The sequence below is a fragment of the Granulicella sp. 5B5 genome (assembly GCF_014083945.1).
In the GTDB taxonomy this organism is placed as follows: domain Bacteria; phylum Acidobacteriota; class Terriglobia; order Terriglobales; family Acidobacteriaceae; genus Granulicella.
Map to the genome: position 1 here is coordinate 2,955,618 of NZ_CP046444.1, position 15,450 is coordinate 2,971,067.

Below are 15,450 nucleotides of genomic sequence, written 5' to 3' on the forward strand. Positions count from 1 at the left end.
GAGCACAATGTGTGACGGGTTTGTGTCCGACGGGTGTCCGCCACGAGTGATGGTTTGACAGGCCTGGCGCACGCGGCCAGCTATACAGCAAATGTATTGACTAATGCGCTTTAGTTGTAAGCCGAAGTGACGCTGGAACCGGTATTATTCTGAGTGCCGCGCAAGAGCACGGCCAACCTGCAACGATTGTCGAGGATTCGAAGACCGATGAAAGTCCATCCGCTGCTGCATTCGCTTCTTGCTCTCAGCTTCAGTGTCAGCCTATTGCCGGCGCAGACGGCGAAGCTGCCGTATCAGGACCCGAAGCTGTCGGCCAAGGAGCGGGCGGATGACCTGGTGTCGCGGATGACGCTGGAGGAGAAGGTGAAGGACCTGATCAACACGTCGGCCGCGGTGCCGCGGTTAGGCGTGCCGGCGTATGACTGGTGGAACGAAGGGCTGCATGGCGTGGCGCGGTCGGGGTATGCGACGATGTTTCCGCAGGCGATTGGCATGGCCGCGACGTGGGACACGGTGGAGATCGGCAAGATTGCGGATGTGATTTCGACCGAGGCGCGGGCGAAGAACAATGAGGCGCTGCGGCATGATGTGCACTCGATTTATTACGGGCTGACGTTCTGGTCGCCGAACATCAATATCTTTCGCGATCCGCGCTGGGGACGCGGGCAGGAGACGTATGGAGAAGATCCGTTCCTGACGGGGAAGCTGGGGGTGGCATTTGTGCGCGGGATGCAGGGGACCGATCCGCGTTACTACAAGGTGATTGCGACGCCGAAGCATTTCGCGGTGCATAGCGGGCCGGAGTCGGAACGGCACAAGTTCAATGTGGAGCCTTCGGCGCATGACCTGTGGGACACGTATATGCCCGCGTTTCGCGCGACGATTGTGGACGGGCAGGCGGGCTCGATCATGTGTGCGTATAACGCCGTGGATGGCGTGCCCGCTTGCGCGAACAAGATGCTGCTGGAACAGATCGTGCGCAAGGACTGGGGCTTTGAAGGGTATGTGACTTCGGACTGCGGGGCGATTGATGACTTCTATGAGAAAACGGCGCATCGCTATTCGAAGGACGTGGACAGTGCGGCGGTTGCGGGTATTGAGGCTGGGACGGATACGAACTGCGGCAAGAGCTATCTCGCGTTGACGGATGCGGTGAAGAAGGGGTTGGTGCCGGAGTCGGCGCTGGATATTTCGCTGGAGCGGTTGTTTACGGCGCGGTTCAAGCTGGGGCTGTTCGATCCGAAGAGCATGGTTCCGTATGACGCGATTCCGTTCAGCGAGGTGGCGTCGGCGGCGCACCATGCGCTTGCACTGGATGCGGCTGAGAAGGCGATTGTGCTGCTGAAGAACGAGGATGACACGCTGCCATTGCGTGCGGGTGTGAAGACGGTTGCAGTGATTGGGCCGAATGCGGCGTCGTTGTCGGCGATTGAAGGCAACTACAACGCGGTGCCGAAGAACTATGCGTTTCCGGTGGACGCACTGACAAAGGCGATGCCGGGGACGCGTGTGCAGTATGCGCAGGGTTCTCCGTATGCGGATGGTGTGGTGCTGCCGGTGCCGCGGACGATGTTTCATGTGCATGGTGCGGCAGGCGAAGAGGGGCTGAAGGCGGAGTACTTTGCCGGAGACGTGACCGATGGCAAGCCAGTGCTGACGCGGGTGGACAAGGAGATCGATTTTGACTGGAACTCGGCGAGCCCTGTAGCGGGTGTGCCGGCGGACCATTTTGCGGTGCGTTGGACGGGGACGATCTCGGCGCCGCAGAGGGGGACGTATGACTTTTCGATGCGGCTGGCGCACTGCTATCCGTGCGGGGACCGCGAGAGGTTTGAGGTGTTCCTGGATGGCAAGCAGGTTGCGGGGTTTGCGTCAGCGGATGATGCGGAGTATCGGGGCAGCGACACGCCGCGGTTTCAGCTGACGTTCGCGGACACCAAGCCCCATGCGCTACGGGTGGAGTACCGGCACCATGCGCCGTTGTTTGGTGCGGGTATCACGATGGAGTGGGAGCCGAAGCCGTCGGTGCTGCTGGGTGGCGCGGTTGAGGCCGCGAAGAAGGCGGATGTTGTGGTGGCGTTTGTCGGGCTGTCGCCGGAGCTGGAAGGCGAAGAGATGCCGATCAAGGTCGATGGGTTTGCTGGTGGGGATCGCACGAGCATCAAGCTGCCGACGGCCCAGCAGGAGATGCTGGAGGTTGTTGCGGCAACGGGCAAGCCGCTGGTGGTGGTGCTGATGAATGGCAGCGCGCTTGCGGTTAACTGGACGCAGGAACATGCGAAGGCGGTTGTCGAGGCGTGGTATCCGGGTGAGGCTGGCGGCGAGGCGATTGCAGATACTTTGCTGGGCAGGAATGATCCGGGCGGACGGTTGCCGATTACGTTCTACGCTTCGGACGACCAGCTACCGCCGTTTACGGACTACTCGATGAAGGGCAGGACGTACCGGTACTTCAAGGGCAAGCCGCTGTATGGGTTTGGCTATGGGCTGAGCTATACGAGCTTTGCGTACTCGAACCTGCACTTGTCGACGAGCACGTTGCAGGCGGGTGACGACCTGACGGTTGAAGCCGATGTGAAGAACACCGGGAAGCGCGCGGGCGATGAGGTCGCTGAGGTGTATCTGACGCCGCCGCAGACGGATGTGTCGCCGACGCTGGAGCTGGCTGGATTTCAGCGTGTGCATCTGCTGCCGGGTGAGACGAAGCACCTTACATTTGCACTTGATCCACGGACACTGTCGCAGGTGGATGACAAGGGTGTGCGGGCCGTCGATGCTGGCAGCTATACGCTGACGGTGGGCGGAGCGCAGCCGGTGGCGGGCAACGGTGAGACGCGCAGATATCCGGCAACGGAGACGGTGTCGACCACGTTCAACATTCAGGGACGCAGGGAGATGCCTCGGTGAGATATGCCTGGCTGGTGTTGTCCGCGGCGTTGCTGATGAGCGCCGTGAGTGTGGCTGCGGAGACGGGCGAGGCCGGGTGGTTGCGGTATGCTCCGCTGAGCTCGGCGGAGCAGGCGAAGTATGCCGGGTTGCCGGGGCGCGTTGTGGTGCTGGGAGGCTCAGCAATTGAGCAGAGCGCGGGCGATGAACTGGCGCGCGGACTGGGGTCGATGCTGGGGCGGAAGTTTGAGACTGAGAATGGGATGAACAGCGACGTGCTGGTGGTGGGCACGATTGCTGAGGTGGGAAAGTCGTCGGTGGGGAGCTGGCATACGAATCCAACACTGAAGGCGGGCGGCTTTGAGATCCGACAGGTGCAGAGTCATGGGCACCATCTCTGGGTGATTGCCGGTGCGGATGAGCGCGGTGTGCTGTATGGGGTCTTCCGACTGTTGGAGTGGGTGGCGGAAGAGAAGCCGATCCATGACGATATGGAGTCGCCTGCGGCGCCGGTGCGATGGGTGGACCAGTGGGACAACTTTGATGGCTCAATTGAACGTGGGTATGCGGGGCGGTCGATCTTCTTCGATGGCGGGCATGTTCGCGGTGACCTGACGCGCGTGGGTGAGTATGGGCGGCTGCTGGCGTCCATCGGTATCAATGGTCTGAATGTGAACAATGTGAATGCCGACCTGCACACGTTGGATGATGAGCATCTGCGTGAGTTGGCGCGGATTGCGGCTGCGCTGCGGCCTTGGGGTGTACGGTTGGCGCTGTCGGTGGATCTGTCGTCGCCGAAGGTGATTGGTGGGTTGGATACGTTTGATCCGCTGGACCCTAAGGTGGCGGCGTGGTGGCAGAGGCGCGTGGATGTTGTGTATAGGCTGATTCCCGACTTTGCGGGGTTTACGGTGAAGGCGGACTCTGAGGGGCGTGCGGGGCCTTCGCAGTACGGGCGCACGCCTGCGGAGGCCGCGAATGTGTTGGCGCGGGCACTCGCTCCGCATCACGGGATCGTGATGTATCGCGGGTTTGTGTATAACCACCATCTTGACTGGCATGATCTGAAAGCGGATCGCGCGCGTGCGGGGTATGACAACTTTGCGTCGCTGGATGGGAAGTTTGAGCCGAATGTGGTGATCCAGATCAAGCATGGGCCGATCGACTTCCAGGTACGTGAGCCGGTGAGCCCGCTGTTCGCGGCATTGCAGCATACGAATGAGGCGATCGAGCTGCAGACGACGCAGGAGTACACGGGGCAGCAGCGGCACATGGTGTTTCTGGTGCCGATGTGGAAGACGGCGCTCGATACGGACATGCGCGCGAACAACGAGTCGACTCCGGTGAAGGAGATTGTCGAGGGGAAGAGCTTTCATCGGCCGCTGGGCGGGTTTGTGTCGGTGGTGAATGTGGGGCTGGATGCGAACTGGCTGCATCATCCGATGGCGATGGCGAACCTGTATGGCTATGGAAGGCTGGCGTGGAATCCGGATTTGAGTTCGGAAGAGATTGTGGATGCTTGGACGCGGATGACGTGGGGCAATGATGCGCGTGTGGACCGCACGATCGACGCGCTGCAATTGGAGTCGTGGCATGCGTATGAGGACTATACGGGGCCGCTGGGGCTGGGCACGCTGACGGACATTATCGGCATCCACTATGGGCCGGGGATCGAGTCGGCGGAGCGGAATGGCTGGGGGCAGTGGATTCGTGCGGACCATGAGGGTGTGGGGATGGACCGTACGGTGGCTACGGGGACGGGGTACATCGGGCAGTATCCGCCGGAGCTGGCTGCGAGGTATGAGTCGCTGGCCACGTGTCCTAACAACCTGCTGCTGTTTATGCATCATGTGCCGTATACGCATGTGCTGCACTCGGGCAAGACGGTGATTCAACATATCTACGACTCGCACTATGAGGGTGCGGAGATTGCGGCGACGTATGCGCCGGAGTGGAAGACGCTGCGTGGGCTGGTGGATGATGAACGGTATGAGAAGACGCTGGCGTTGTTCACGTATCAGGCTGGGCATGCGATTGTGTGGCGCGATGCGGTGAGCGAGTGGTTCTGGAAGATGTCGGGTATTGCGGATACGAAGGGGCGTGTGGGGCATTATCCGAACCGCATCGAGGCGGAGTCGATGGAGGCGCAGGGATATAAGACTGTGGCTGTGACGCCTTGGGAGACAGCTTCAGGTGGGAAGGCTGTGGTGTGTGAGGATGCGGCAGGTTGTACGCTGACGGCGAAGCTGGAGCGGCCGAAGGGCGAGTATCGCGTGTCGGTGAATTACTTCGACCTGAATGATGGGGCTTCGACGTATCGGCTGCTGTTGAACGGTAAACAGATCGCCACGTGGGAGGCGGAGATGGTGTTGCCGAGCGATAAGCTGGATGGGCATACTGCGACGCGGTATACGCTGCCGGTGAGTGTGGCGCTGAAGCCGGGCGATGTGTTGACGGTGCGCGGCGTGCCGGATGGGAAGGAGCCTGCTCCTGTGGACTATGTGAATGTGGCGCCTGTGGGCGCGGGAGATCGTCGATGAAGATCATCAGTGCCCGGGTGATGGTGTGCTCGCCGGACCGGAACTTCGTGACGTTGAAGATCGAGACGGATGAAGGGATCTATGGGCTCGGTGATGGGACGCTGAATGGGCGCGAGATGGCTGTGGCTAGTTATCTGAGCGAGCATGTGGTTCCTTGTTTGATCGGGCGCGATCCGTTCGATATTGAGGACATCTGGCAGTATCTGTATCGCGGGGCGTATTGGCGGCGGGGGCCGGTGACGATGAGCGCGATTGCCGCGGTCGACGTGGCGTTGTGGGACATCAAGGGCAAGGCGCTGAAGACGCCGGTGTATAACCTGCTGGGTGGTAAGAGCCGGCAGGGGGTGCTGGTGTATACCCATGCGAACGGGAAGACGGTGGATGAGACCGTTGCGTCCGTGCGCAGGTATATGGATGAGGGATACCTTGCGGTGCGGGCGCAGTGCGCGGTGCCTGGAGTCGCGAGCAGCTATGGTGTGCCGAAGGGCGGCAAGCCGTATGAGCCAGCCGAGCGCGGGCTGCCGAGTGAGGATGTGTGGTCGACGGAGCGGTACCTGAACTTTGTGCCTGGCCTGTTTGAGCGGCTGCGTGCGGAGGTTGGGCATGATGTACACCTGCTGCATGATGTGCATCATCGGCTGACGCCGATTGAGGCGGCTCGGCTGGGGAAAGCGCTGGAGCCGTATCACCTGTTCTGGATGGAAGATCCTACTCCGGCGGAGTTGCAGGAGGGGTTTGGGCTGATCCGGCAGCATACGACGACGCCGATCGCTACGGGCGAGGTGTTCAACAGTGTGTGGGATGCGCATGACCTGATCCGCAAGCAGTGGATCGACTACATACGGATGACGATTGTGCATGGCGGCGGCATCACGCACCTGAAGAAGACGGCCGACTTTGCGGCGCTGTACCAGGTGAAGACCGGGTTCCATGGAGCGACAGACCTGTCGCCGATTACGATGGCGGCGGCGCTGCACTTCGGGTTGGCGATCCATAACTTCGGGATACAGGAGCATATGCACCACTCGGAGCTGACGGACCGTGTGTTTCCGCATGGGTACAGCTTCAGTGCGGGGTATATGTATCCGGGGGATGCGCCGGGGCTGGGTGTGGAGATGGATGAGGCTCTGGCGGCGGAGTATCCGTATCAACGGGCGTATCTGCCGGTGGCGCGCAAGCTGGATGGGACGATGACGGATTGGTAGGTGCGATGAAGCCGATACTGGATGGGAAGATTGCGGTGGTTGTGGGTGGGACGTCCGGCATTGGACGTGCGATTGCGCTGGGGCTGGCGAAGGCCGGAGCGAACGTGGTGGCGAGCTCGCGGTCGAAGAGCAAGGTGGATGAGGTTGCCGCGGAGATCGAGGAGTTGGGGCGCGCGACGTTGCGGGTGGAGTCGGATGTGGTGGACCGTGGATCGCTGGAGGCGCTGCGCGATGCGGTGATGGAGCGGTTTGGGCGCGTCGATATTCTGGTGAACTCGGCTGGCATTACGAGCAAGCAGCCGGCGCTGACGTTTCCTGAGGAGACGTGGGACGCGATTATGGAGGTGAACCTTACGGGGACACTGCGTGGTTGCCAGATCTTCGGGAAGGTGATGCTGGAGCAGCGGTACGGGCGGATTGTGAACATCGCTTCCCTGGCGACGTTTGTGGCTTTTTATGAAGTCGCTGCGTATGGGGCGAGCAAGGCTGCGGTGGCTGCGCTGACGCGGTCGCTGGCGGTGGAGTGGGCTCCGTATGGGGTGTGCGTGAATGCGATCGCTCCGGGAATCATACCGACGGAGCTGAACCGGAAGATCATTGAGACGTCGCGCGGCAAGGAACTGCTGATGCGGACGCCGATGGGGCGGTTCGGCGAGGCGGATGAGGTGGCAGGTGCTGCGGTGTACCTGGCGTCGGATGCGGCTTCGTTCACGACAGGGCAGGTGCTGGCGGTGGATGGCGGGATACTGGCTAGTGGTGTGAACCGGTAAAGCAGGGAATAGGGAATAGGGAGTAAAGAGATACCCTCCCCCCTCCCCCTATGTAGTGAAGGGATCTAGTGGAATCAGTGACTTACGGGGTGATCCAGGGGGTAAGTGGCTGATTCTTTATATGGTTGTGGGTATGATATTGCTGGTAAAGGGGATAATGGGGAGAGCGAGCCTGCCTCGGCGTTTGCAGCGTTCAGTTGCCAGTTACCAGTTTTCCAGTGAGCCAGTTTGTTTTCCTAGTTCCAGTATAGAAGGTGGGGAGTGGGGAAAGTGTTTTTGGTTTTGGTTTGGAATCTTGGGGTTACGGGTGAAAGGGGTTGACAGATTTGAAGAAGGGCATACCCCAGGGGCTGAAGCCCCTTTCTGCTTTAGAGGTCTATGAGACCCGACCCTGAAGGGTCGGGGTACCTAGAAGCAACGACAAAAGCCAAGACAAGAGCAAGGACACAAGCAGATCATTCGTTGCGCTCAGGACGTCAGAAGGTGAAGAGGGCCTGCATGAAGATGTCGCGGTTGCCGGGGGCGGGCAGACCGAAGGGGCCGGAGGCGAGTGTCTGGGTTTTGCCGAAGAGGGGTGAGTTGATGACGCCGTTAGGTGTGCCTCGGTTGGCGATGTTGAAGATGTTGAGAGCGCCGACGATGAAGGTGAGGTTGTAGCGGCGGGGTACGGAGGCGTCGAGCTTGAACTGCTGCTGGCTGCCGCTGAGGCCGCGGCCCTGGACGCCACCACCGCCGTTGAAGCCCTGGGGGCCTTTTTCGGTCTTGATGCGCGGGCCTATGCCGATAGCTTTGCTGATGCGCATGTGGAAGGCGACGTTGGCGGGGCCGGTGCCGAGGTTGTAGGGAACGAGAGGTTCGGTTTTGCCTGTGGGGTCGCTATCGAGGCAGCCGTATGGAGTGGTGACGACGCCGGCGGCGCCGCAGGTGCCGTAGGTGGGGCGTGCGTTGAACTGGTTGTTGCCGGTGAGGTCGTTGCCGATGGTGATGTTGTAGGGCGTGCCGGATTGCGCGGCGAGGAGTGGCGCGAAGATGATGCCGTGCGGCGCGTTGTAGGTGCCGAGGACGAAGATGCGGTTAGTGATGCCGAAGCTGGCGCGGCCGTAGTCGAGGCCGGGGTTTTGCGCGACGGAGGGGACGGAGTTGACGCCGGCGGTGTCGGATTTGGCGTCGCTGTAGGTGTAGTTGGCGTTGACGGAGAACTTTTTGAAACGGCTGCCGATGGTGGCGATGATCTGATTTTCGTTAAAGACGCCGCCGGACTGGAACTGGTTGTTGTAGACGGTGGGCGTGGGTCCGGTGATGGTGTAGTTGCTGATGTCGAAGGAGGGCGCGGTGACGACATCGGTAAAGTACTGGTGGACGCCGCGGGTGAAGAGGTAGGTGACGTTGGAGGTGGTGTGCTTGCCGATGGCGTGGTCTACGCCGATGCCCCCCTGCATGCTGAGCGCGGCGCGGAAGTGGGAGTCGATGGTGGAGATGCTGGGGATGGGCGCGCCGGCGCCGCCGGTGTAGTTGGTGATGGAGGTCTGCTGGTTGATGCCGTTCTGGTGGATGGTCTGGATGACGTAGGGCGTGCCGGTGGCGGAGCTGAAGGAGTTGGGCACGGTGAAGCGGTCGTAGAACCAGCCGTAGCCGACGCGGAAGACGGTCTTGGGCGGGGTCTTGCTGTTGTACCTGGGGGCCCAGGCGATGGCGAGGCGGGGGCCGAAGTCGGCGTGGTCGTGGATGCGGTTCTGGGCTTCGTAGCGGAGGCCGTAGCTGATGGTGAGGCCGGGGGTCTTGCGCCAGTCGTCCTGATAGAAGAGTCCGGCGTCGAAGAGGAGAGCGCGGGCGAGAGGGTTCTGGATCTGCGTGACGAGGTACTGGGAGGGCGAGCCGCCGCAGGGGGCGCTCCCAGGAGCAGTGCTTGCTGGCTGATACTGCGAGGCGAGCTGGTAGATGCAGTTGCCGTTCTGGCCGGAGGTGGACTCGTTGGCGTCGCGGTAGGAGCGCAGGCGTGCGCCGAAGCGGATGGTGTGTTTGCCGGCGGTGGCGGTGGAGTAGTTCTGGAGCTCGAAGATGTCCTGATGGTCGCTCAAGGTGCCGGAGTTGGCGCCGCCGGTGATGAAGGCGCCCTGCACGGTCTGGGTGGTGGAGGTGTCGATGGGGGTCTGGTTATTGCGGACGCGACGCCACTGGAAGTGGGTCTCGTTGATGAGGTGCGAGTTGATGACGATGGTGTCGCTGACCTGGAGGGCGTTCTCGTAGTTGATGGAGTTGCTGGCCTGGCTCTGGAGGCTGAGGCCGCCGACGCCGTTGCCGGAGGAGGAGTTGCGATTGAAGGCGTCGCGGATGGAGAGCGTGTTGGCACTGCCGAGTTGGAAGTCGACGCGCGGGTTGAAGGAGAAGACGGAGGACGGTGTGAGGTAGAACTGCTGGATCATGTTGGCGGTGTTGGTGGGGTCGGTGGCGTCGATAACGGCCTGGGTTTGGCGGTTGAGGTTGAAGACGCTGAGGAAGTAGGAGGAGTGCTTGGTGAGCGGGCCGTTGACGTCGCCCTGGAGGAAGTAGAGGTAGTAGGGCGGGGTGTTGGGGACGAGGGCGTTGTTGGTATTGAGCGAGGAGTCGGTGGCGAGCGAGGTGATGTGGCCGCCGAACTTGTCGGAGCCGGGCTTGGTGAGGATCTCGATGCGGCCGTAGCCGATGTGATCGAACTCGGCGGAGAAGGGGTTCTGGTTGACTCGGATCTCGCGGATGGAAGACTTGGGTGGAAGCTGGCCGCCGGAGAAGCCGTCGATGTAGATCTGGCCGCCGTTGGGGCCGGCGGCGGGGCCGGCGAGGGCCTGAAGCTCGTTCTGGAGCTGGTCGGGGTCGTCGGAGAGCGCGTCGAGGTCGCTGCCTTTGATGACGAGCGCGCCGGAGTTTTCGTCAGGGTTGACGCTGACGCCGTTGGTTTGGGTGGTGACCTGGACGTTCTGCTGCTCGACCTCGATGGCGAGCGTGATGTTGAGCTGGCGGAACTGGCCCGCGACGACGTTGACGCTGGTGTTGGGTGCGAGCGTGAAGCCTTTGGCCTGCACGGTGACGGTGTAGAGGCCGGCACTGAGGCCGTGGATGCTGTACTCGCCGTCGGAGCCGGAGTGCGTGGTGGCTACGTGGCCGCTGCCGGTGAAGGTGATGGCGGCGTCGGGAATGGCGGCGCCGCTGGGGTCGAGGACCGCGCCGTGGAGGCTGCCTGTCTGCTGCGCATGAGCGGACGCAACGGTGAGAAGCGAGAGAAGCAGGCAGGCGCAAAGGGAAGAGAGACGGCGCGAGAGCTTGGTCACACGCATGAGAACTCCTGAAGAGTGGCGCGGGTTAGGACGTACGTGACGGTTAACGTTCTCGCGGGTGATGAGGTTAACTGCTGGAGCCGTGTCGGAGTGGATACGCGGGATGTGAGCTGAAAGTTCGACGTTGAGCGCGGAAGTTAGGTATCGCGCAGGCCGAGGGTTTGTGGGAATTCTTCGGTGTCGTCGGGTGCGGCGTCGACGGTGAACTGCTCGAGGTACTTGCGGTGCGCGAGGCGTAGGAGGAGATGCGCCACGATGAAGAAGATGGCGACACGGAGGAGATGTGAGATTCCGGATTGCATCCAGAATTCGAGATCGACGATGACGGCGACGAAGACAGGGAAGAGGACGAAGTTGCGCAGGACCATCAGGGGGAGATCGGTGATGCTGCTTTTGCGCTGGAAGGTGAGTGGCATGCTGCGGACGGTGAAGAGGTAGATGTCGGGAAGCAGGAAGGAGATGCCGATGGCGATGATGGCCTGCGTGAGCAGCGCGAGTGGGCCGTGGATGGATTGCGGCGACAGCGCGTGAAGCGTGATGGCTGTGGTGAAGGTGACGAGGAGTGACCAGAGCGTGATCCAGCGGCGAAGGCCGGAGAGATGGCCGGGACGCGGGCGTCCGACGAGGACTCGGAAGAGCCAGGCGGCGCGGCGATCGACGGGAGTGGACGCGATGGCGCTGAGGCCGGCGACGGTCCAGAAGGCCATGATGGGGACGGCGGCGCGGATGCCGCGGGGAAGCAGTGCGGGATGGATGTGTCCTGGCGTGATGTAGAAGATGAGCATGTTGGCGAGCGCGAGAGCGATGCCGAGGCCGGCGTACATCGCGAGCATGACGCGGTGGCGTTGCAGGCGGAGGATGGTCTGCTGCACGAAGTAGAAGCTGGCGCGCTGTGCAGGCGACTTTGCAATGAGGCCGTGAAGGAAGGCGTTGATGGGTGTGCTGAGGGTGCGTGAGGAGTTGGTGGCGCGGGCGCCTTCGAAGATCTGGCGGACTCGGCGACGGTAGGCGAGAGGGTAGGTGGCGATGGCGAGCAGAAGCATGAGAGCGAGGGAACTCCATGCGATGTGTGCGAGCGTTGCGAAGATGGGCAGCGTTGTGGGGCCGTCGAGGATGCGCTGATAGATGCCGAGGAACCAGAATGGTGGGAAGCAGAAGATGACGGGGCTTCCCGAGGTGAGCAGCGGTTGGATGGAGCGCGAGACGGCAGGGAAGAGCAGAAGGATCGCGAGGAGGAGCATCACGCAGCCGCCCTGCAGCAGCGGAGTGATGCGGCGGAAGAGGTTTTCGCCAATGGTGTTGAGCAGGATGCCCTGCATGGCGAGGATGGTGGCCGCGGCGAAGGTTCCGCTGATGGCGACAGCGATGGCGTGTGCGAGAAGATGGCGGCCGGTGTTGGGGAGATCCGCCACCATGGGGAGAAAGAGTGTGCCGAGGAGGTTGGTGCCGAGCAGAACGAGCGCGAGGAAGATGGCGATCGCGAGGACTCGGGCCTGGAAGAGGCGGCGGTTTGCGATGGGCAGGACGGAGAGGACGTAGACGTCGAGGAGGTCGGGGAAGAGGAGGTCCCACTCGTAGACGGTGGCTGCTCCCATGACGACGAAGGCGTACATGACGAAGAAGTAGTGGTCGGAGACCTGCGGCCAGAAGGGGCGCGGGTAGGGGTTCGGCGGGAAGGCGTGGTAGGCCGGGAAGAGGTACATGGCGACGAGCAGCGTGGGCAGAGCGACGAAGTAGCCGACCTGCAGGACGCGTTTGGTTTCGTCGTCGGAGGCGAGGAGCTCGTTGTGGAAGAAGCGGTAGAGGAGGTGGCGGACGAGGACTTCAAACTGCGATTGTGGGCGGCGCACTGTGGGCGTGGACTGCGCAGCGAGGGAGAGAACGGCGGGTTTGGTAGAGGTGAAGAGTGCTGGCATGTGCTGTCCCTCCGGGGCTAAAGCCCATCTATCTTTCGGGAGTGGTGGACGTACGAGCTGAAGCTCGTACCCTTCAAAGCGAGAGGCCATCGGGCCGAATTGTTAGGCATGGTGTGCCGCCATGGTTTCGACGAGGTCGCGGGCGATGGTTTGGGTGTCCTGCTGCTGGACTAGCTGGGCGAAGACGCTTTCGAGGTTGGCGAGTTGCAGCGAGGATTTGAGGTCGGCGGGTGGGGCGTCGGCGAGGATTTTGCCTTTGGCGATGACGATGACGCGGTGGCAGACGAGTTCGACGACCTCGAGCACGTGCGAGATGTAGAGGATCGCCTTGCCTTGGAGCGCGAGCTGCTGGATGAGGTCTTTGAAGAGGCGCGCGGAGACGACGTCGAGGCCGGAGAGCGGCTCGTCGAAGATGAGGAGCTGGGGGTCGTGGATGAGTGAGGCGGCGATGAGGACACGCTGCTTCATGCCCTTGGAGTAGAGCGAGATGGGGGAGTGACGCCAGGACTCGAGGCCGAGGAGCGAGAGCAGGCGGTTGGCTTTCTGCTCGATGAGCGGCTCGGGCATGTTGCGCAGGCGGCCGACGAGCTGAAGGTATTCGAGGCCGGAGAGGTGGGTATAGATCTGGGCCTCTTCGGGGACGTAACCGAAGGCGGCGCGGTAGGCGGCGATGTCGCGGTGGATGCTGCTGCCGTTGAAGAGGACCTGGCCCTGGTTGGGTTCGAGCAGGCCGGTGACGATTTTGACCGTGGTGGATTTGCCGGAGCCGTTGGGGCCGACGTAGCCGACGATCTCGCCGGGTTGGATGCGGAAGCTGACATCCTGGATGGCGGGGATGCCTCGGTAACGTTTTGTGAGCCCTTTGACTTCGAGCATGAATCACCTCGATGACCCTATGTAGCATTCGGAATAGGGTATTTGTCAAGTAGCGTTCTACATAGGTATAGTTTTCGGCATGGCGGCGGAAGCGAAACTCTCCCACACGGCGGCGATGATTCTTCAGGCGGTGAGCGCCGGGTATATCTACGGTTTTGGTGTGATGGAGATGACGGGGCTGGCGAGCGGCACGGTGTATCCGGCGATGCGGAGGCTGGAGCGCGATGGGCTGATCCGGTCGCACTGGGAGGCGCAGTCGATTGCGGATGCGGAACAGCGGCCGCCACGGAAGTATTACAAGGTGACAGTGGCGGGGAAGGCTACGCTGGAGGCTTCGCGGAGGCGGTATCCGCTGCTGGCGAAGCTGGTGCCGGAGCAGCAGGAGGAGCAGGTATGAGGCTCCGGGCTTCATGGCCGCTGCATGCGCTGGGACTGGGTGTGGTGCGGTGCGCTTCGTGGCTGGTGCCGGCGTCGCAACGGGTTGCGTGGCGCATGGAGTGGAGCGCCGAGCTGTGGCATGTGCGTGAAGTTTGCACTCCGCAGCGTGGTGTGAGTTGGAGCGGCGAGCGCGAGGTAGCCGCATTTTTGTTTGGCGCGTTTGAAGATGCGCGGTGTCTGCGGCGGGTGGAGGGGGCAGCGAATCGGGGTTGGGTGATGGGGTCGGCGGGGCGGTGTGTGTTTACGCTGATGGTGGTGCTGGCCGCGGCATACGGTGCGGCGCTGCTGCTGCCGGGGGCGTTTGTGGCGCTGCATCCGCCGGAGTACAGGGACGCGGGGCGGCTGATGCTGATCCAGAGCTCGCTGGCGGCGAGCGATACAGAGCCGACGATTACGGCGGAGCAGTACAACGTGTGGCGATCGCGGTCGCGACGGATGTTCGATGGGTTTGCGTTCTATCAGGTGATGAAGCAGCCGCTGCAGGATGCCGATGGCAAGGTGGTGAGCGCATCGGTTGCGGTGGCGAGCCCGGAGTTGTTTCCGCTGCTGGGCGGCGATGCTGTGAGCAGCGACGTTGCGCACGGCGATGTGCTGCCGGTGCTGTTGAGCAGCAGCTTGTGGCGCCGCAGGTTTGGTGGCGATCCGGCGATTGTGGGGCGGGAGATTTCTTTGGGAGCGACGCGGGCGCGTGTGGCGGGGGTGGTGCCTGAGGGGTTCTGGCGGCTGCCGGGGAAGGTGGATGCGTGGGTGCAGTCTCCGGACCAGAACCTGTCGCAGCAGAGTGTTGGGTACGTGGTGGCGCGGGTGAATGCGGCGGGGCGGTATCCGCATTGGAGCAACAGTTGGGAGATGACGGCTCCGCTGCCGAACGGGAACTCGGGTGAGTTTCTGTGCGTGTCGCTGGCGGACCGGACGCGCGGGCCGTTTGGGCTGTTTCTGTTTGCGGTGGTGCTGGCGTTTTTGGCGCTGCCGGCGACGACGTCGCTGCCGCTGGGCGAGTACCGCGGGGCGCCGCAGCGGCTGGCGTGGGGGACTCGGTTGAAGCGGTGGAACTTTCTGGCGTGGAAGCTGGGACTGCTGTTTCCGATTGTGTACTTCGCGTCGCTGGACCTGGCGCATGTGACGACGCGGATCGACCCGATCGGGAGCGAGTATATCCAGCTGCTGGCGGCGTTTTCGCTATGTCTATTCGGGCTGCGGTGGGTGCTGCGCGATCAGCGGGAGCGGTGCCCGGTGTGTCTGCGGAAGCTGACCAACCCGGCGCGGGTGGGGCACCCGTCGCGGAACTTCCTGGCGTGGAATGGGACGGAGCTGATCTGCACGGGCGGGCATGGGCTGCTGCATGTGCCGGAGCTGGAGACGAGCTGGTTCGGGACGCAGCGGTGGCTGTATCTCGATCCGTCGTGGGAGATATTGTTCGCGGAGCAGGGTGTGGCTTCGGGGAGCTATTTTTAGCTTGGGATGATCTTGTAATGCGAGTGGTCTAGGATCAAAGCCTGGAGGTGACG

9 protein-coding genes are annotated in these 15,450 nt (G+C 62.3%); 6 read left to right on the forward strand and 3 right to left on the reverse strand.

The genetic code is table 11. The annotated features are described in order from the left end of the window. Positions 1 to 207 precede the first annotated feature (207 nt). The 4 genes from GOB94_RS12500 to GOB94_RS12515 are packed head-to-tail and all read left to right on the forward strand — an operon-like array spanning position 208 to position 7,401. Positions 208 to 2,907, forward strand: coding sequence for a glycoside hydrolase family 3 C-terminal domain-containing protein (locus tag GOB94_RS12500; protein WP_182276228.1), 2,700 nt, complete (start codon positions 208 to 210; stop codon positions 2,905 to 2,907). Further along, a complete protein-coding gene (locus GOB94_RS12505; protein ID WP_255483925.1) occupies positions 2,904 to 5,426 on the forward strand; it encodes an alpha-glucuronidase family glycosyl hydrolase in 2,523 nt (840 codons plus the stop codon). Before GOB94_RS12500 ends, GOB94_RS12505 begins: the two co-directional genes overlap by 4 nt. Next, on the forward strand, positions 5,423 to 6,631 hold the full coding sequence (gene manD / locus GOB94_RS12510; protein ID WP_182276229.1) for a D-mannonate dehydratase ManD: 1,209 nt from the start codon (positions 5,423 to 5,425) through the stop codon (positions 6,629 to 6,631). Before GOB94_RS12505 ends, manD begins: the two co-directional genes overlap by 4 nt. A gap of 5 nt (positions 6,632 to 6,636) precedes the next feature. Then, positions 6,637 to 7,401, forward strand: coding sequence for a glucose 1-dehydrogenase (locus tag GOB94_RS12515; RefSeq protein ID WP_182276230.1), 765 nt, complete (start codon positions 6,637 to 6,639; stop codon positions 7,399 to 7,401). A 476-nt stretch (positions 7,402 to 7,877) separates the two neighbouring features. Here the strand turns inward: GOB94_RS12515 and GOB94_RS12520 are convergent, their stop codons facing one another. The 3 genes from GOB94_RS12520 to GOB94_RS12530 all read right to left on the reverse strand — a co-directional run bounded on the left by GOB94_RS12520 (position 7,878) and on the right by GOB94_RS12530 (position 13,504). After that, positions 7,878 to 10,712 (reverse strand): carboxypeptidase regulatory-like domain-containing protein, encoded by a 2,835-nt coding sequence (locus GOB94_RS12520; protein ID WP_182276231.1) that lies wholly within the window; start codon positions 10,710 to 10,712, stop codon positions 7,878 to 7,880. Between the two features lie 137 nt (positions 10,713 to 10,849). After that, entirely contained in the window at positions 10,850 to 12,628 is a 1,779-nt protein-coding gene (locus GOB94_RS12525) for a hypothetical protein (RefSeq protein ID WP_182276232.1), read from the reverse strand. A gap of 102 nt (positions 12,629 to 12,730) precedes the next feature. Then, positions 12,731 to 13,504: an ABC transporter ATP-binding protein gene (locus tag GOB94_RS12530; protein WP_182276233.1), complete on the reverse strand. Its 774-nt coding sequence runs from the start codon at positions 13,502 to 13,504 to the stop codon at positions 12,731 to 12,733. A 79-nt stretch (positions 13,505 to 13,583) separates the two neighbouring features. Here GOB94_RS12530 and GOB94_RS12535 point away from each other — a divergent pair, with 79 nt between their 5' ends. Both GOB94_RS12535 and GOB94_RS12540 read left to right on the forward strand, forming a co-directional pair. After that, a complete protein-coding gene (locus GOB94_RS12535) occupies positions 13,584 to 13,901 on the forward strand; it encodes a helix-turn-helix transcriptional regulator (RefSeq protein WP_182276234.1) in 318 nt (105 codons plus the stop codon). Beyond that, positions 13,898 to 15,397: a hypothetical protein gene (locus GOB94_RS12540; protein ID WP_182276235.1), complete on the forward strand. Its 1,500-nt coding sequence runs from the start codon at positions 13,898 to 13,900 to the stop codon at positions 15,395 to 15,397. Before GOB94_RS12535 ends, GOB94_RS12540 begins: the two co-directional genes overlap by 4 nt. Positions 15,398 to 15,450 lie beyond the last annotated feature (53 nt).

Excerpts from the sequence above, each read along its gene's own strand:
- GOB94_RS12500 (WP_182276228.1), top strand. The coding sequence starts at position 208 with ATGAAAGTCCATCCGCTGCTGCATTCGCTTCTTGCTCTCAGCTTCAGT.
- manD (WP_182276229.1), top strand. The coding sequence starts at position 5,423 with ATGAAGATCATCAGTGCCCGGGTGATGGTGTGCTCGCCGGACCGGAAC.
- GOB94_RS12515 (WP_182276230.1), top strand. The coding sequence starts at position 6,637 with ATGAAGCCGATACTGGATGGGAAGATTGCGGTGGTTGTGGGTGGGACG.
- GOB94_RS12520 (WP_182276231.1), bottom strand. The coding sequence starts at position 10,712 with ATGCGTGTGACCAAGCTCTCGCGCCGTCTCTCTTCCCTTTGCGCCTGC.
- GOB94_RS12525 (WP_182276232.1), bottom strand. The coding sequence starts at position 12,628 with ATGCCAGCACTCTTCACCTCTACCAAACCCGCCGTTCTCTCCCTCGCT.
- GOB94_RS12530 (WP_182276233.1), bottom strand. The coding sequence starts at position 13,504 with ATGCTCGAAGTCAAAGGGCTCACAAAACGTTACCGAGGCATCCCCGCC.
- GOB94_RS12535 (WP_182276234.1), top strand. The coding sequence starts at position 13,584 with ATGGCGGCGGAAGCGAAACTCTCCCACACGGCGGCGATGATTCTTCAG.
- GOB94_RS12540 (WP_182276235.1), top strand. The coding sequence starts at position 13,898 with ATGAGGCTCCGGGCTTCATGGCCGCTGCATGCGCTGGGACTGGGTGTG.